The sequence below is a fragment of the uncultured Campylobacter sp. genome (genome assembly GCF_938030685.1).
GTDB lineage: Bacteria > Campylobacterota > Campylobacteria > Campylobacterales > Campylobacteraceae > Campylobacter_B.
Map to the genome: position 1 here is coordinate 1 of NZ_CALHHX010000120.1, position 17,146 is coordinate 17,146.

Consider the following 17,146-nt stretch of genomic DNA (forward strand, 5'->3'; position numbering starts at 1 on the left):
GAAATGATAGAGCACGACCTCCCTTTTTAGCGCGTCGCTTGCCTGCTCGCCCGTTTTGATCTCGCGAAATATCCACGGTCTGCCGATTACCGCGCGACCGATCATCAGCGCGTCTGCGCCGCTAAGGTCTCGCACCGCGGGTGCATTGGCGGAGTTTATGTCGCCGTTTGCGATCACGGGGATTTGCAGCGCGCGCTTAGCTCTTGCGATCGCGCCGTAATCCACCGCCGCGCTGTATCCGCCCGCTCTGGTGCGTCCGTGAATCGCGATAAAATCGGCTCCGGCACTTTGTACGGCACGCGCGATATTTTCGATATCCACGGCGCCAAAGCCCAGCCGCACCTTCGCGCTTGTAAATTTTTTGTTCGAATACTTTTTGATCGTCTCAACCAGGCGCGATAGACGGGGCAGATCAAGCAGCAGCGCCGAGCCGGCGCCCTGCTTCACGACCTTGGGAACGGGGCAGCCGCAGTTTAGATCGATACCGTCGATGCCGTCAAATTCATTGATGAGCAAAACCGCCTTTTTTATGATCTCCGCATCGCTGCCCGCGATCTGCACGAAAAATGGGGTTTCCGCGGCGTTTTTTTCGAGCATCTTTAGCGTCTTTTCGCCCTCGAAAACAAGGGCGTTTGCGCTTATCATCTCGCTTACGGTCGCGTCGCAGCCGAATTTTTTCACTACGCCCCGCAGCGGCGGATCCGAAAAGCCCGCCAAAGGCGCCAAAAATAGAGGATCCCTTTTAAAAAAATCTTTCGTCATTTTAAATTTCTCATTTTGATTTCGTTTGAATTTAAACCTTTAAATTTAATACCGCAGCGCTTGCAGCGGGTTTTGCCGCGAGCTTTAAAATTTTAAATTTCATAGGCTACGTATTCGCATTTAGGCGCGAATTTTATTTTTAAGCTTAGCTAATTTGCATGGCGGCAAAACGGCAGCAAGGATGATCGCCACCAAATTTTATTTGCGCGGCGAACCCGGCAAGTAGCTTGCAAAACGCCGCACGGATTTTAAAATTTCAGCACTTTATTCAGCTAGCAAGTCTTGCGCTTTATGTTTAAATTCTAAATTTCATAGCATAAATGCAAAACCCGTTTACACGCGCACTACGCAAGCAAATCTTTTAAATTTTACCACTTGCGCGCATTAATTCTTTCGATAAATTTTAAAATTTCAAATTTGCGCGAGTTAGAATTTTATCCGCACTTTAAAATTTATCGCGCAGGCCGTGCTTAATAGACGCAAAGAGCTTAAAGGCAGCCTCTCTTACCCGCATAAAACGAACTCGTAAAATTACCGAGCTAAAATAACAGCGACGCAGGGACGTTTTTGCCGTTGTCGCGCAAAAATAGCAGAATTTTAAACTTCTCAAACTCGTCGCCGTCGGCGAGGCTTAGCTGCTCTCTAAACTCGTCGATCATGCCAAGCTCATATAGCGCGTACAGATATGCCTCGGTCGCTTCTTGATTCTCGTTTTTGAGCCGCTCGAAAAAGGCTTTGTATTGCTCTGGAGCGAGATGATTTTTTAGCTTTTTGGCAAAGCCGATAAAATCCTGCTCGCTAAATTTTTCATTATTTACGAGATCGAAAAGCTCCTCGCTACTGATCTCAAAGCTCGCGTCATTCACTGCGCGATCCACTAAAATATTTACCTCGGCTATATCTTGAGGAATTTTATAGGCCTTGATCTTATCGTAGCTTCCTTTGGCAAGCGCTACGGCATAGGCTTTTTTAGTAATATTTTCGCTATAAACGCCCTTAGTTTTTAAAATTTCATACGCATACGCAGGCTCGGCGTCGAGGCGGTTGAGCTCGTTTTGCAAAAATAGTCCGTTATCTTTAGGAAGTTTATATTTTCGCAGATCCGCCACTTCTCCGTTTTTAACCTTCTCAATAACACCTATGACCTCTTTTAGATCCTCATTTTTGACATCTATGCCAGTGCTATCGTACCACGGAGATAAAATTTTAGTAAGCTCGCTTGGGTCTTTAAAATACTCGGTTTTAAAGTCTTTATTGGTATCAAGACCCAGCAAAACCTCTTTACTCATCGCATCGTACGCGCTTAGGTCCTTTGTGATCGCCCTTTTTGTGCGGTAAAAAGCAAAGCTATGAAAAACGATATGAAAAATCGCCAAAATCATATATAAAATTAACGGCAGTACGATCCACACCGCCACAGGAAGCGTAAGCGTAAAACCGAAAAGCCCCAGTGTATAGCTACTGCTTTGCTGCGTAAAAACTAAAATCGCGACGATTGCGATATAGACGATCGAATATAAAAAGAATTGCTTGGTTTTCATAGCTAACTCCTATTTTGCTTTTCCGCCTGTTCCTTGCACGAAATGCACAATCTCGCCTCCGGATTTACTTTAAGACGCTCTAAGCTTATCTGCTCGCCGCAGCTCTCGCAAAGTCCATAAGTGCCGTTTTCGATGCGCTTAAGCGCGCTTTCGATCTCTAAAAATGCTTTTTGTTGATTAACATTGAGCGAGTATTCGATGCTTAAATCCGTATTCATGCTCGCTACGTCAAAATCATCCGCAGCTTTATTTTCGCGCAATTCCGAAATTTCATTTACAGAGCTATTGATATTGGCGATGAGTTGCTCTCTTTTTTCTTCTAAAATTTTCTTGTAAAATTTCAACTCGTTTTTCTTCATTACTTCCCTTTATTTGTGATATGGATGGTTTGCGTTAATGCACAGAGCGCGAAAAATTTGCTCAAAGAGCAAAAGTTTAGCGATTTTGTGCGCTAACGTAAGCCTGCTAAGACTAATTATTTTATCGGCTTTTGCCTTAAAATTTTCACTAAGCCCGTAAGCTCCGCCGATAAAAAACGACACGGCGCTTTTATCCTTTAACATACTCGCAAATTCCACGCTGTCTAGCGCCTGCCCGCGCTCATCCAAAGCCACGACGTATCCGCTAAGGCGTGGTAGATAAGCTTCATCGTACGCCATAAGTGCGAGCTCGCGGGACGCTGCTTGAGCGCGAGCGATATTAGCATTAAAAAAGGTCTGCTCTCGCACCGCGGCAAATTTAGCCGCCATTTTTTTATAATCGCTTATCGCGCCTGCGAACTCGTCCGCGCCCTTTTGGATGGAATTTACCGTTATCTGCACTACTCTTCGCTTCCCTCTTCGTGCAGCGATTTGTCACTCGTGTCGTCAATCTGCACAGCGTTTTTGCTCAGCACGTTGATTATATCGCTTAAATACTGCCTCATCTCGGCTCTAGGCACGATCGCATCAATTAATCCGTGCTCGAGCAGAAATTCCGATCTCTGAAAGCCCTCCGGCAGATCCGCGCCGATGGTTTGCTTGATGACGCGCTGCCCGGCAAAGCCGATAAGAGCGCCGGGCTCTGCGATGATGATATCTCCCAGCCACGCAAAGGACGCGCTCACGCCGCCCATCGTAGGATCGGTAAGAATGGATATGAAAGGAATTTTATGCTCGGATAAAATTTTAAGCGCGGCGGAGGTTTTGCTCATCTGCATTAGCGAAAAGGTGCTTTCTTGCATCCTAGCACCACCGCTTGCACTTACGATGATTAGCGGCTCGTTTTTATCGAGGCTGCGCTTTACGGCGCGCACGATCTTTTCGCCCTCCACGGAGCCCAGGCTTCCGCCCATGAAGTTAAAATCAAACACCACGAGCTGAATTTTTTGACGACTTATAGCGCCCTCGCCCGCGATCACCGCACTAAACCTGCCTGTTTTTTCCTTGCTCTCGGAGATGCGCTTTTTGTAGGATTTTTTATCGACGAATTTTAGTGGATCGACGGGCTGCAAATTTTTATCAAACTCCACAAACGAGCCTTCGTCGCAGATCAGATCGATGCGAGCCTGCGCGTCAAAGCGAAGATGATAGTTGCACTTTGGGCAAACGCTGTGGTTTTGCTCAACCTCCTTGCTATACATCAGCGCGCCGCATCCCGGGCATTTGATCCAGTGCGTAGGAGCTTCGCTCGGTGCGGGCTGGGTTCTGCGTATTTTTGAAAACAAATCTCCGAAATTCATATGATTTCCTTTAAATTCTATGAAATGTAACTTCTGATTATAACCTAAAATTCTTTATTTAAATTTATATGTGAATTTCGCTAAAATAGGAAAATGCAAGGATTTATATTAAAAACGACCAAAGTTAGGGACGAGGACTGCATCGTGGACGTGCTGAGCGAAAGTGCGCTCGTACGTGCATATCGCTTTTACGGCGCGCGCCATTCAAACATCATCCAGGGCTATAAGATCGACTTCGAGCTCTCGCAAAATCAAAACTTCCTCCCTCGCCTTAGTGGCGTGATGCATCTGGGATACGCGTGGCTCACAAGCCGCGAGAAGCTGCTATTTTGGCAGCAGTTTATGCGGCTTTTATACGCGCACCTAAAAGACGCTGAACATCTGGATAAATTTTACTACGAGCTGCTCACAGAGGCCGCTGCGCGCTTCGGCAAACAAAATCCGCGCCGCATAATCGTTGAGAGCTACGTTAAAATTTTAGAATTCGAAGGGCGGTTGCACGACGAGCCATATTGTTTTTTATGCGATGAAGAAATTTTAGAAAATATCGCGCTATGCCGCGGCTTTTTGCCTGCGCACGAGCATTGCGCGCAAAGAGCGGGCTTTGCGCAGGATGAAATTTTAGAATTTTTACGAAGCAAAAAGACGCTAAATTTAAACGACGAAACGGCAGAGAGGCTCTACGACATAACGCTTGAGGGGCTTTGATCTGTAGCGCGTTTGATAAAGACGTGAAATTTCAAAGCTTGGGCGCTAAATTTAAAATTTCGTAGAATTTCAAAATTTCATAAACAGGCGGTTTTGTACTTTATCTGCCTTTTCTCGCGCAAAGCCGAATAATCGCATTGCGCGGGGTTTGCATTAAATTTTAACTGAACTAGCTAAAAAGCTTTTTCATCGCCTTAAAAAACATTGCGGTGAGCGGATTTGATTTGCCTGAGACCTTTGCGATCCAGCTCTCGTAGGTCTCGCCTTTGCTTTTTAAAAAGTCCACGAGCGCCTTTTGGCTGGCCTGCATACCGCCGTTTCTTTCAGCATCCAGTAGCGCCCTATAAATAGGCTCTATAGTTTCGATCGCAGATCTTGGCGGAGCCTTGCGAAATGCCGTGTATTCGGTGATCTGCCCTGTCACAGGATCTTTTTTAGAAGTAAATTCCGTAATGACCCAATAAAAGCGCCCGTCTTTGGCTAAATTTTTAACCACGGCGGTAAAATCCTTGCCCTGCTGTATCGTATCCCACATGAGCTTAAACGCTATGCGCGGCATGTCCGGATGTCGTATGATGTTATGCGGCTGCCCCAAAAGCTCAAGCTCACTATAGCCACAAATCATACAAAAATACGGATTTGCAAACGTGATAATGCCCTTCGGATCGGTTTTGGAAACTATATAACGCTTCTCATCTAGTTTGATTTCCTGATTAATCGGAGTCGGTCTTTGCATTTTTAATCCTTTGCTTAAAAATTTATTGCAGAGTATATAAAATTTTTCTTTTCAGAAATATTAAATTTTCGTTAAATTTTTATAAATGTTAAATCTTTAAGTGAATTCTTAAAATTTAATGTATAATCTCAAATCAAAATTTCAAAAGGCGGCGCGTTGAAAAATCCCTTCCTATCACTTAAATACTCAAATTTTAGAATTTATTGGATCGGGATGAATCTCTCGCTGATCGGTTCTTGGATGCAGAGCATCGCGCTACCGTGGCTAGTGCTAAGCATCACCGCAGACGCTTTTAAGGTCAGCCTCGTAGCTGCGGCGAGGTTCTTGCCCGCGCTACTTTTCACGCCGTTTTCCGGTGTGCTGCTCGATAAGTTTAATCGCAAAAAGATCCTTCTGCTTGCTCAAATAGGCATGGCGGTGACCGCCTCAATTTTCGCAGTTATGAGCTTTTGCGAGCTATATTCTTTCGGCAAAATTTTATTTTGCGCTTTTGCAAGCGGCATCTTTACCAGCATGGACGCCCCGAGCCGTCAGTCGATGGTAAAAGACCTCATCGACTCGCCCCGCGATCTAGCCAACGCCATAGCGTTAAATTCTATGTCCTTCAACGTCGCTCGTATTGCAGGACCCGCACTTGCGGGGATCGTGATGGCGCTGTGGGGCGTGGGCTTTTGCTTTTTATTCAATGCACTTAGCTTTTTAGGCATCATTGTTTCGCTGTTTTTCATAAAAATTCCGCCATCCGTTACTGCGCTATCTAGCAGAAGCGGAGGCGTTTTTGCCTCGATCGGTGCTGGAATTTCGTATGTATCGCACAAAAAAACTCTAAGCGAGCTAATGATAATAGTGCTTATCGTAGCGACGCTGGTGCCAAATTACAACGTAACAATCTCGGCGCTTGTTAAGCTTAGCCTAGATGCGGATGAGCGAAGCTTTGGATATTTGATGTCGGCTCTGGGCGTGGGAGCCTTTTGCGGCGCGCTTTTCGTAGCAGTCTTTGATAAACTTGGCATCCGCAAAATCAGATCGTGCGCGATCGCTATGGGGGTAAGCTTAGCTCTTACTGGGGCTGCAAATTCCTTCGCATGGGCTGCGGCAGGGCTTGCCGTAACTGGATTTCTTTTCGTAATCACAAACTCAAGCATTAACTCCACCGTGCAGATGCACGTAAGCAACGAATTTCGCGGACGCGTGCTTAGCTTATACGCGCTATTTTTAATAGGTAGTACGCCATTTGGAGCGCTCATATCGGGCTTTTTTACCGAGCTACTGGGCGCTCGCGTAGCCCTTGCGATCTGCGGCGCAATTAGCATTTTGCTACTGCTGGCGCTATTTTACGGCTTTAAAATACGGCGCAGGACGCATTTTATCTTTCGAGATAAAGTCTAAGCCAAAAGCTGCATTATCAAAATTAACCTTATTTTTACGATGGAATTTTAGAATTTTCGCCAAAATTCAAAGGTAAGGAGTTTTTATGAATAGACGAAATTTCTTAAAAAGCACCGCCGCAATCGGCACGCTAGCGACGTTAAATCTAAATTTAAACGCTAGCGCGGTTACAGGCGGAACGGAAAAGAAAGTCGCCAGCGTCTGCGAGATGTGCTCCTCGCGCTGTCCTATCGAGGTGACCGTCAAAGACGGCCGCGGCGCTCTCATCGAAGGCAACCACAGGTTTGCAAACAAAACCTCCGTCTGCGCTCGCGGCGGAGCGGGCATCAATCAGCTCTACGACGATCAAAGGCTCATTAAGCCGCTCATTCGCGTAGGCGAGCGCGGCGAGGGTAAATTTAGAGAGGCGAGCTGGGACGAGGCGCTTAAAATTTGCGCGCAGAGGCTAGACGAGATTTCGCAAAAATACGGCCCGCAAAGCGTAGTTTTTACCTCTAAAACGGGCGAGCACCACACTCAGATGATGAATTTCGCCTGTGCCTACGGCAGCCCGAACATCTATTCGCACTGGTCCTGTTGTCCGGTCACCTACAATATCGCCGTGCCGCACACCTTCGGCGCTAATATGCAAAGAGACTACGGCGACGCAAAATATATCGTAAATTTCGGCCACAATCTTTTTGAGGGAATCGACATCTCAAAAACCAAAAAGCTTGCAAAAGCCGCAAGCAGAGAGGACGTAAAGCTTTTGGTTCTCGATCCGCGCTTTAGCACCGTAGCCTCCAAAGCAGACGAGTGGCTGCCGATAAAGCCCGGAACCGACGCGGCGTTTTTAATGGCGCTAATTCACGTCTGGCTGCGCGATAACAAATACGACAAAAAATTTATCGAACAATACGCCGTAGGGCTAGAGGAGCTAAGGCAGTCCGTAAAGGATACGACGCCGCTTTGGCAGGAGGCCATCACGGGGATCAAAGCGGACAAGGTAGAGCGCATCGCAAATGAAATTTACGCCGCGGCTCCCGCAGTCGTAATCGACTGGGGTCATAAAACAACGACCGCTAAGGCCGAATATATCCGCACGCGCGCCATCACAATCGCAAACGCGCTGATGGGAAACGTCGAGAAAAAGGGCGGAATTTACTTCTCTAAAGATTCCAAAACCTTCAACGCACTTTGCAAAGAGGATCTATTCCCTACCATCTCGAACCCGGATAAAAATTTTAAAATTCCAAAGACCGCGCGTATCGACGGCTGCGGCGAAGAAGGTAGCGAAAATTTCTTCGTGCCGCGCAAACACGGCGTTTTGATGCAGATCGCGCCTACGATTTTAAGCGAAAAACCATATCCGGTAAAAGGCTGGGTCAGCACGCGCTTTAACCACCTCATCAACGTTGCGGGCGTGGATAAGAGCGTAGAGGCGATCAAAAAGCTAGACTTCGTGCTCGCAATCGACGTGTATATGAGTGACTTTGCGTGCCTAGCCGACGTGATCTTGCCCGAATCCACGTATTTGGAGCGCGATGAGTCGATTCAAAACAAAGGCGGCACCGCACCTGGATTTGTAATGCGAAACAAAGCCGTCGAGCCGGTGGGCGATACGAAGTGCGGCTATGAAATTTTTAGAGAGCTTGCAAGGGTGATGAAGATCGATAAGGACTACACCTGGAACAACATCGACGAATACCGCATGCAGCAAGCCAAAGGCAACGCCGAGCTAATCGCAAATTTAATCAAAAACGGCTACGTAAGCTACAAGGTGCCGAAGCTGTACTACCGAGAGCCGAAGCTCGTGGCTAAATTTATCGATAAATATCCTGCCGCGGCGGAGTTCGTGGACGAAAACGGCGAGATGAGCTCGCAGATGAAATTTAAAACCCCGAGCGGCAAGATCGAGCTTTTCGCGCCGAAAGTGGAGGAGCTTTTCGCGGGATACGGCTGCTTAAACACCGAGGGTATGGATGTATTCGGCGGGCACAAATACTGCTTGATGACCGGCAAGACCGCGCTTCACACCAACGGCCACACTCAAAATGTCAAAATTTTAAACGATATGATGAGCGAATCGCCGGTTTGGATCAGCCCCGCTTCTGCAAAAGCGGAGGGGCTAAAGACGGGCGATATCGTGAGGCTTAAAAACAAATTCGGCGAGCAAAAGGCTAAAATTTTCGTCACGCAAGGCATCAGAGACGATTGCCTATTTTTATACCACGGCTTTGGGCACGTAAGCCCCGGGCTAAAGCGCACGAACGGCATAGGCACGAACCAAAGCGTCCTTCTCGATCCCGCTGCGGGTCCTGTGGTAAGTACGATGGTAACCAACGTCGGCGTCGATATAGTTAAAATTTAAGGGAGCGATTATGAAAAAACTCATAATGATTCACGACGAAAATTTATGTATAGGTTGCCAAGCCTGTTCGGTTGCGTGCAGGAACGAAAACGGCGTGCCTAGTGGCGTTTATAGGCTGCAGGTGCACGGCAAAACAAGCGGCGTTTTTCCAAATTTAAAGCTCGATTATTCGCGCGCCAGCTGCGTTATGTGCGAGGATAGCCCCTGCGTGGATGTCTGCCCTACGGGAGCGAGCTTTAAAACCAAAGACGGCGTAACGCTCATAGACGAGAGGCTTTGCGTCAGCTGCAAATACTGCATCCTAGCCTGTCCTTACGACGCTAGATTTGTCGATCCTATCACGCACGCCATCGGCAAATGCACCTTTTGCTACACGAACCGCACCAGCAAAGGCTTGCAGCCTGCTTGCGTAAGCGTGTGTCCGACCGACGCTTTAGTTTTCGGCGACGTAAACGACGCGGGCTCCGGGGTAAACAAACTGCTAGCCAAAACGAGCGTAGAATATCCGAAAGCGTATTTAAACACCAAACCGCGCCTAGCGAATATTAAAAACAAAAAAGGGGGACGCTATGAATAATATGTGGGGCGATATGAGCCAATACTCTGAAATTTACTGGCCTTGGCCGATTGCGATCTATCTATTTTTGGCGGGTCTTAGCGCGGGAGCGACGATGGTGGCGCTTTTAGTCAAATGGAATCGCCACGAAAGCGAGCAAAATTCCATCTGGGATGCGATGATTAGAGCAGGTGCTATCACGGCGCCGCTTACGATCTGCGCGGGGCTTTTGCTTTTGATCTTTGATCTGGGCAAGCCGCTTACTTTCTATCTTTTGCTGATCAAATTTAACTTCGGCTCTGTAATGAGCCTCGGCGTAGCGGCTCTCTTAATCTACGTGCCGCTCAGCTTTGTATTTGCGCTGTGCGTCTTCGGCGAGGAAATTTGTAAATTTAAACTGCTCGCCTTTCTGCGACCTATCGTAAATTTGCTAAGCTCGTTTGCCAAAGCTTCCAAACTCTTCGAGCGAATTTTATTTATCCTTGCTCTTTGCGTGGGCGCATATACGGGCTTTTTGTTAAGCGCGGTAATGAAAATTCCGCTTTGGAATACTCCGGTGCTGCCGATTTTATTTTTGCTATCGGGCTTTTCCAGCGGCATCGCGGCGAGCATTTTAGTTGGACTTCTGTTTTTTAAAGGCTCGTTAAACAAAGATAGCATAAAATACCTTTTGGTGCTTGATCTGCGCGCGATACTTTTTGAGATTCCGCTTTTGTTCATTCTGTTTGTCGGGATGTATTTCGAGGGCGGTACGAGCGCACTTGCGGCACAGCAGGCTTTGACGCACGAGGTTTACGGTAAAATTTTCTGGATCGGCGTTTTAGGTACGGGGCTCATCGCTCCGATCATCATCGCCTTTACGGCGCTGAAAAACCACGCCTACAAGCCTGCGTTTATAGTTTTAAATTCTTTCGTCGTGCTTTGCGGCGTCATTCTGCTTCGCTACTACATCGTATATGCGGGGCAAATTTGCACGGGAGCGTAGTATCGCTCCCGATTTAGGGAGCGAGTTTGAAAATTTTACTTTTAGAGGACGATTTTGAATACAGAAGCAGCGTAAGCGAGTATCTCACGGAGCTCGGCTACGAGGTGGACGAATGCGAAAGCGGCGACGCAGCCTGCGATAAGATCGCCGCGAATGCATACCACTTGCTGATTTTAGACATCAAGGTGCCGGAGGTTTCGGGCGAAGAGGTGCTTAGATACGCGCGAAACCTCGGTCTTAGCACTCCCGTAATGATGATGACCTCGCTCGGCGACATCGACGATTTGAGCCAGTGCTACGAGCTAGGCTGCAACGAATATCTAAAAAAGCCCTTCCACCTAGCCGAGCTTAAATTTAGAGTAAGCGAGCTGATGCGAAAGTATTTCGGCGACGAAAAGGGCGCCGTCAAGATCGCGGATAAATTTCACTACTTCGCAAATTTAAAAATTTTAAAACGCGCGGACGAAGAGATATCGCTAAGCGCCAAAGAGATCAAAATCATAGAATTTCTGCTCGCCAATATCAAAAGATTCGTTAGCGTCGATGAACTCATCGCCGACGTATGGGACGGCGAAGCGGGCAGCGTCGATGTGCGCGTGCATATCAGCAACCTCCGCTCCAAAACGAGCAACGACTTCATCCTCTCCAGCCGCGGACTCGGATATAAAATCAATGCTTAAAGGGTTTAAATTTACGCTTTTTAGCGCGATTTTCATCATCGGCGCCTTTATAAGCGAGAGCCTTTATATCATCTATTTAAATTCCAAAATCGAGGAGAGCGCCGACGTCGCCGAGCTGATACAAAAAAGCGGCGAAGCCCTAGCCGGTGCGGATCTGAATCTAAAAGACGAGCTAATTTACGACTACGCGATCCTAAACGCAAACGGCGAAATTTTAAGATCAAACCTAAGCGTCCAGCCGCCCGATTTTGCATTTATTACGCTGAAATTCGGCGGACGGGTATTTTTTAAGCGCCACTTTCTACATGAGGGCAAGCTGCATTTCTTCGTTATCTCAAAAAAGATAAGCTACGCAAAGATAGAATTTATCGCGATCTCTACGATCTTTATCACGATTTTTGTAGCGCTCATCATCGCGCTGTTTAACTACAAAATCATAAAAAATTTCTACGCGCAGCAAAGCAACCTCATCAAGGCGTTTTTCAACGACGCGATGCACGAGCTAAAGACCCCTCTGGGCGTTGCGCTCATCAACACCGAGATGCTTGGGTTGCGTGACAAACACACTGCGCGTATCAAATCCGCACTCAAGCAGATGGTCATTACTTACGAGGACGTAGAATACTTCATCAAAAGCGGCAAGATGAGCTTCAAAAGCCGCCGCATCGATATGAGCGAGTTTTTGAGCGCTAGGATAAATTTCATCTATCTGGTCGCAAAAAGCAAAAACATAAGCTTGCAATCGCGAATAGCGCCCGATGTGAGCGTTTTTATGGACGAAACCTCGCTGATGCGCCTCATCGACAACACGCTAAGCAACGCCATAAAATACTCGCGCCCCGGCGGCAAGATCATCATCGCGCTGGAAAAAGGGGTGAGCATAGCGGTCTTTAGCGTGCAGGACTTCGGCATCGGCATAAAGGATACGAGCGCGATCTGGGATAGATACTCGCGCGAAAATGCGGCTCTTGGCGGATTCGGCCTCGGGCTAAACATAATCGAGAAAATTTGTAAGCGCTACGGCATCGCAAAAAGCGTCAGCTCGAAGCTCGGCGAAGGCAGCACCTTTTGCTACAAAATCCCGCTGTTTAAGCAGAAACTTTTGGATTAAAACGGCGCGTTAAATTTGGGCGCAAATTTTAAAATTTAGAAGTAGAATTCGCGCGGCTATCGGGCTTTTTAAAATTTTGTTTTAGCGCGGCTTTTCAGCCGCCTTTAGCCTCTCTACTGCCTAAATAATATTCTTCTAATGGATAATTTAGATTTCCGCAGTTGTCCAGCTCAAAACCCTGTTTTATATCAAACGACGCCCTGTTTCTTTCCTGATAATATTCTTTGATTTTTTCAGAAAAATTCATTCTATCAAATAGGTATTCGGAATGATTGCGTTGTATATAATTTTTATAAATTAAAACAAACTTATCTAACAATATATGAATATTCGGTCCTTTATAAGCGCCGTCTAGAATAATTATCGGTCTATCAAATCCAGCACTCATATCGTTCAAATTTATTTTTAAATATTTCTTTGGGTCGGTTTTTTTAGCTTTTAGTTTATTCATAAAAATTTCCTCAAACGTCTCATTATTATCATGATGCTTTTTTAATACTTCAAACCAATTAGATAAATTTATGTTCTCTAGTTCATAGTATGCAATTTCATATGAGCTACGCCAAGAACTACCATAGGCATAGGTCCTATAATCATTGATCATTTGTTCTAGTTTCAACTCATAATCCAAATACTGCCCTATTGCTCTTTTATACAGCTCCTCTTTGGGCAAAATTCTATCCTCTTTTAGGCAGTATCCTTGATTGTATTTGTTGTAGTCGAAAGTAGAAACTATCACGAAGCCTCGCGAAGTGGAGTAGTCGGGAATTATACGGATAAATGCGGCGCAGAGTATCGCCGCCAGAAGCAGCACTCCAGCTAGCGCTTTAAATTTAACGGATTTATAAAATTTCATACCGACGCTCCTTTTAAAATTTAAAATTTCAGCGTAAATTTCCGCGATCTTGCGATTAAATTTAAAACGCTCGCTCGCCGCGCTGCCGCCGCCGCGACGAAACAAACAAGCTGCAAAACGCCTAAATTTAAATCTCGCCGCTAGCCTTCGCGGTGCAAAATTATATAGCCCAGCTTCGTGCCGTTTTCGTCCGAAAATGCCCGCACGTAAAAATAATGCCCGTCCTTTTTGATAAAGCTCTGCGCCCCAAAATCAAGCGTCGCCAAAATCGACAAAACGTCGTAATCCGGCGCGCTATTTACGACGATAAAGTCCTTGATAACGCCTATTTTATCGTAGAAGCAGTCGGTTTCAAACCTCTTATCTACGAGGATAAAAATATCGTTTCCCATGCGATTTATCTGCGCAATGACATGCTCGAAATCGAGCATTATCTCGGCGCTTCCGATAAATTTACCGTCGCTAAAAACAGGCGAAATTCCGCGCATAAAAACCCCGCACCGCCCCATCTCGACGAGCGCTTTTGGAAGCAGACTATGGCGGATCTGCAAAAGCGAATGGCGAAACGAGCTCAGATCATCGTTGTAAAATTCGTCGCTCCAGCTCCTAGCTAGGCTTCTGGTGTTTTGCGTATGAAAATGTATCTTCACGCCCGTGTAAAAGGGCACCGCGCTTAAAATATCTTTGTATTTTTTCGTCACATCCATGCACTCGCCGTGTTTGCCGCTTTCGAAGCAGCGCACCACGTCGCTGTTCTGAGATAAAATAAGCGAGATCGCAAAGGCGTTTAGCTTCTCTTCATCGACGATCTTTTCAAAAAGACTCGCGCTGAAATCGAACTGCTGCTTGATTTTTATCTCGTTTTCCTCGCTTTTAAAGCGCAGATAAAACGCAAAGGTGGCGACGCAGCAAGCAAGCGCAAAAAGGCTTAGGTATTTTTTGGATCGCGCGCCTATCATCTGAATTCCATCTTTAAATTTGCTGCTAAAACCTCTGCGAATTCGCTAAATTCCGGCAGATCGAGCTTGCCGTTTCGCATCTTTTTGCCCCAGACGGACTCCGGGAAAAAGCTGTCGTTTTTGAAACGCGCCTGGACGTGAAAATGCACGCGCGGCACATAGTTTGCGAAGCTTGCGATGTTGATCTTATCGGGCGCGTAAAACTCCCGCAGGCTCTTTTCGCACTGAAGCACGGCACGCCACAGATGCGCCAGCGTCGCCTCGTCGCAGTCGCTAAGCTCTTTAAATTTCGCCTTCGTAAAGACCTTCACCCACGGCACTTCGTGCTCCTCGCGTTCCACGTAAATCATCTCGTCTTCGTAAATCATCGCTTCTCCTTGAAAGCGGAATTTTAATGCAAAGCCCATTAAAGCTCGGTAAATTCCTCTTACATAAATAATATACTAAAATACATTAATTAAATATATCTATAAAATATCGATATATTCGTGATTTTTATGCTATAATTCTATTTTTTAAAAGGAATATATATGAAATCAGTTTGGATGATGATCCTATGCGCCGCGGCGATTTTGATGATTACGATGGGCATTCGTATGTCATTAGGTCTTTTCGTGCAACCTATAATGCAAGCAAATTCCCTATCCATCGCCCAAGTAAGCTTTGCGATGGCAACTACGCAGCTGGTATGGGGCTTTTCGCAACCGCTTAGCGGGATACTTGCAGACAAGCTCGGTGCCTACGTCGTGCTGTTTTGGGGCAGCGTGCTTTTGGCGATTAGTTGCACTCTTGTGCCGTTATTTAGTAGTGAAAGCGCGCTTGTATTAACGATGGGTTTTGGGCTTGCACTGGGGCTTGGCGCGGGTAGTTTTCCGATTCTAATGAGCCTAATGGCAAAGCGCCTGCCATTTTCTATCCGCTCGGTTGCTAGCGGAGTGTTAAATGCGGGCGGCTCGTTCGGGCAGTTTTTATTTGCGCCAATGATTGGGTTTTGTATCGCAACGCCTACTTTGGGATACGGCGGCGCATTTTTTACGCTCGCAGGGCTAAGTCTACTAATTCTGCCTCTTGCGAGACTTTTAGCAGGCTGTAAAATTCTACTTGGCGAACAAACCAGCCTGCATAAAGAAGATAAGCGCAGCTTAGGCGAAGTTCTGCGTTTGGCACTGCGCGATAAAAGCTATATTTTGATAAATTTAAGCTTTGCTACGTGCGGTTTTCACGTAGCGTTTTTAGTGACGCATCTGCCTAGTGAAGTAGCCCTAAGCGGGCATGGCGCGCAGGTAGCGTCCTTTTCGCTCGCACTGATTGGTATCGCTAACATCGTAGGCAGCTTATTCGTAGGTTGGTGTGTTTCCAAAGTGCGCTGTAAAGTCATTTTATTTTGCATATATGCCCTACGTATCGCTCTTATTGGTGCTTATGTGCTCTCGCCCAAAGATAGCCTTACGTTTTATATCTTCAGCGTGGGATTAGGATTTACCTGGCTAGCGACCGTACCGCCTACTGCGGCTGCTGTCGGTAAGCTGTTAGGGACGCGATATTTAGCAAGCCTATTTGGATTTACGATGCTTTCGCATCAAATCGGCGGATTTTTTGGCGCATATATCGGAGGTCTTGCAGTGCGGGCATACGGCGCGTATGATTATATGTGGTATTTGGATATGACGTTAGCGGCTATTGCAGCTCTGCTAAGCCTGCCTGTGCGTGAATCTAAGATGAAGCACGTGAAATTTTAAAAATTTTATGGGGTTTTGAAATTTACGGACGGAATTTTCGCGAAATTTTGCAAGCCAAATTACGACGAAATTTTGAAATTCTTAAAATTTTAAAATTTATCGGATTTTATGTTTCGCACGATGGAATTTCACTTTAGCTTTAAAATTCCGCTACGATAAAATGCAAAATCCGCTTATGTTTTCAAATTTAGCCGGGGAGAGATTTTAAATTTTATAGAATTTTGAAATTTTAAAATTTCGGCTCGCGCAGCATTTTAAGAGCTGGCGCGAGAGCGTCTGCAAAACCCATAAATTTTTCAAATTCCTCCGCGCTAAGCTCTGCGCTAAACTCCGCTCCCGCAGCACCAAAGCTCGCCTCATAAACAAAACCCGATTTTTTTAAAAAATGTTCAAATTTAGCCACCGCCGCAAACGGCACGAAAAATATGCACTTCCTACGCAGCACGAATTCCACTAGCTCTGCGGCATCTGCAGCGGCGTCTATCGCGGCATTTACGCTACTAGCGTATGCCCGCACCAGCCCGCCGGTGCCTAGCTTGATGCCTCCGAAGTAGCGCACCACGAGCACGGCGGCATTAATTAGCTCGGCGCCGCGAAGCGCGTTTAGACACGGCGCACCCGCGGTCGATTTGGGCTCGCCGTCGTCGCTTGAGTTTTCTACGATCTGCTCAAACTCACCGAGAGCGCGATACGCCCAGACGATATGGCGCGCTTTAGGATGCTGCTGCCGCAGCCGTGCACGCAGCGCCTCAAAGCTCGCTAGCGGCGCTAGATAGGCGATGAAGCTTGATTTTTTAATCTCCTGTGCGGCGCTGATCTCTTTTTCAATCGTTTTCAAGGCTTTCCTTTGCGGAATTTTATCTTTTTTGCATTATAATAAAAGTTCAAAAAAAGATCAAAGGAGCTTCATGATCCAGACTTGTTTATTTCCCGCGGCGGGCTACGGCACGCGCTTCTTGCCCGCGACTAAATCGCTACCAAAAGAGATGCTTCCGATCCTTACCAAGCCGCTCATTCACTACGGCGTGGACGAGGCGCTGGAGGCGGGCATGGA

Annotated in this window: 19 protein-coding genes; 9 read left to right on the plus strand and 10 right to left on the minus strand. The window is 46.6% G+C overall.

Translation table 11 applies throughout. The annotated features are described in order from the left end of the window. The 5 genes from Q0369_RS05540 to accD form a co-directional block, all read right to left on the minus strand. Window positions 1-762: tRNA-dihydrouridine synthase family protein (locus Q0369_RS05540; protein ID WP_298097114.1), on the minus strand; the 762-nt coding region annotated here is incomplete at its 3' end. 539 nt (window positions 763-1,301) lie between these two features. Then, on the minus strand, window positions 1,302-2,303 hold the full coding sequence (locus tag Q0369_RS05545; RefSeq protein ID WP_298097117.1) for a LapA family protein: 1,002 nt from the start codon (window positions 2,301-2,303) through the stop codon (window positions 1,302-1,304). A 2-nt stretch (window positions 2,304-2,305) separates the two neighbouring features. Beyond that, the gene (gene dksA, locus Q0369_RS05550) at window positions 2,306-2,662 is read right to left on the minus strand and encodes an RNA polymerase-binding protein DksA (RefSeq protein WP_005872423.1); all 357 of its coding nucleotides are present in this window, start codon (window positions 2,660-2,662) and stop codon (window positions 2,306-2,308) included. Between the two features lie 9 nt (window positions 2,663-2,671). Next, entirely contained in the window at window positions 2,672-3,124 is a 453-nt protein-coding gene (locus Q0369_RS05555) for a 23S rRNA (pseudouridine(1915)-N(3))-methyltransferase RlmH (protein WP_298097120.1), read from the minus strand. Further along, the gene (accD, locus tag Q0369_RS05560) at window positions 3,124-4,023 is read right to left on the minus strand and encodes an acetyl-CoA carboxylase, carboxyltransferase subunit beta (protein ID WP_297963856.1); all 900 of its coding nucleotides are present in this window, start codon (window positions 4,021-4,023) and stop codon (window positions 3,124-3,126) included. The genes Q0369_RS05555 and accD overlap by 1 nt, the downstream gene beginning before the upstream one ends. 93 nt (window positions 4,024-4,116) lie before the next feature. Between accD and recO the strand changes: the two genes are divergently transcribed. Continuing rightward, window positions 4,117-4,731 (plus strand): recombination protein RecO, encoded by a 615-nt coding sequence (gene recO / locus Q0369_RS05565; protein WP_298097123.1) that lies wholly within the window; start codon window positions 4,117-4,119, stop codon window positions 4,729-4,731. A gap of 169 nt (window positions 4,732-4,900) precedes the next feature. Here the strand turns inward: recO and Q0369_RS05570 are convergent, their stop codons facing one another. Next, on the minus strand, window positions 4,901-5,467 hold the full coding sequence (locus Q0369_RS05570) for a PAS domain-containing protein (protein WP_005870765.1): 567 nt from the start codon (window positions 5,465-5,467) through the stop codon (window positions 4,901-4,903). Between the two features lie 156 nt (window positions 5,468-5,623). Here Q0369_RS05570 and Q0369_RS05575 point away from each other — a divergent pair, with 156 nt between their 5' ends. The 6 genes from Q0369_RS05575 (at window position 5,624) to Q0369_RS05600 (ending at window position 12,538) form a co-directional block, all read left to right on the plus strand. After that, the gene (locus Q0369_RS05575; RefSeq protein ID WP_298097126.1) at window positions 5,624-6,856 is read left to right on the plus strand and encodes an MFS transporter; all 1,233 of its coding nucleotides are present in this window, start codon (window positions 5,624-5,626) and stop codon (window positions 6,854-6,856) included. A gap of 85 nt (window positions 6,857-6,941) precedes the next feature. After that, entirely contained in the window at window positions 6,942-9,206 is a 2,265-nt protein-coding gene (gene phsA / locus Q0369_RS05580; protein WP_298097131.1) for a thiosulfate reductase PhsA, read from the plus strand. Between the two features lie 10 nt (window positions 9,207-9,216). Beyond that, window positions 9,217-9,783 carry a 4Fe-4S dicluster domain-containing protein gene (locus Q0369_RS05585; protein ID WP_177387548.1) on the plus strand — a complete coding sequence of 189 codons (567 nt, stop codon included), beginning with the start codon at window positions 9,217-9,219 and terminating at the stop codon, window positions 9,781-9,783. Continuing rightward, window positions 9,776-10,747, plus strand: coding sequence for an NrfD/PsrC family molybdoenzyme membrane anchor subunit (gene nrfD / locus Q0369_RS05590; protein WP_298052564.1), 972 nt, complete (start codon window positions 9,776-9,778; stop codon window positions 10,745-10,747). The genes Q0369_RS05585 and nrfD overlap by 8 nt, the downstream gene beginning before the upstream one ends. 26 nt (window positions 10,748-10,773) lie before the next feature. After that, window positions 10,774-11,427 carry a response regulator transcription factor gene (locus Q0369_RS05595; RefSeq protein WP_298097134.1) on the plus strand — a complete coding sequence of 218 codons (654 nt, stop codon included), beginning with the start codon at window positions 10,774-10,776 and terminating at the stop codon, window positions 11,425-11,427. Next, window positions 11,420-12,538 carry an ATP-binding protein gene (locus tag Q0369_RS05600; protein WP_298097137.1) on the plus strand — a complete coding sequence of 373 codons (1,119 nt, stop codon included), beginning with the start codon at window positions 11,420-11,422 and terminating at the stop codon, window positions 12,536-12,538. The genes Q0369_RS05595 and Q0369_RS05600 overlap by 8 nt, the downstream gene beginning before the upstream one ends. 94 nt (window positions 12,539-12,632) lie before the next feature. Here Q0369_RS05600 and Q0369_RS05605 read toward each other — a convergent pair whose 3' ends face one another. The 3 genes from Q0369_RS05605 to Q0369_RS05615 are packed head-to-tail and all read right to left on the minus strand — an operon-like array spanning window position 12,633 to window position 14,721. Beyond that, window positions 12,633-13,499 carry a hypothetical protein gene (locus tag Q0369_RS05605; protein WP_298097140.1) on the minus strand — a complete coding sequence of 289 codons (867 nt, stop codon included), beginning with the start codon at window positions 13,497-13,499 and terminating at the stop codon, window positions 12,633-12,635. A gap of 35 nt (window positions 13,500-13,534) precedes the next feature. After that, on the minus strand, window positions 13,535-14,353 hold the full coding sequence (locus Q0369_RS05610; protein ID WP_297961725.1) for a cache domain-containing protein: 819 nt from the start codon (window positions 14,351-14,353) through the stop codon (window positions 13,535-13,537). Next, a complete protein-coding gene (locus Q0369_RS05615; RefSeq protein WP_005870777.1) occupies window positions 14,350-14,721 on the minus strand; it encodes an HIT family protein in 372 nt (123 codons plus the stop codon). The genes Q0369_RS05610 and Q0369_RS05615 overlap by 4 nt, the downstream gene beginning before the upstream one ends. 162 nt (window positions 14,722-14,883) lie before the next feature. On the opposite strand from Q0369_RS05615, the gene Q0369_RS05620 reads away from it, so the two are divergent. Further along, a complete protein-coding gene (locus tag Q0369_RS05620) occupies window positions 14,884-16,092 on the plus strand; it encodes an MFS transporter (protein WP_298097143.1) in 1,209 nt (402 codons plus the stop codon). 229 nt (window positions 16,093-16,321) lie between these two features. Here Q0369_RS05620 and Q0369_RS05625 read toward each other — a convergent pair whose 3' ends face one another. Beyond that, window positions 16,322-16,930: a YigZ family protein gene (locus tag Q0369_RS05625; protein ID WP_298097146.1), complete on the minus strand. Its 609-nt coding sequence runs from the start codon at window positions 16,928-16,930 to the stop codon at window positions 16,322-16,324. A gap of 70 nt (window positions 16,931-17,000) precedes the next feature. Here Q0369_RS05625 and Q0369_RS05630 point away from each other — a divergent pair. Next, on the plus strand, window positions 17,001-17,146 hold a 146-nt coding region (locus tag Q0369_RS05630; protein ID WP_298097148.1), incomplete at its 3' end, for a sugar phosphate nucleotidyltransferase.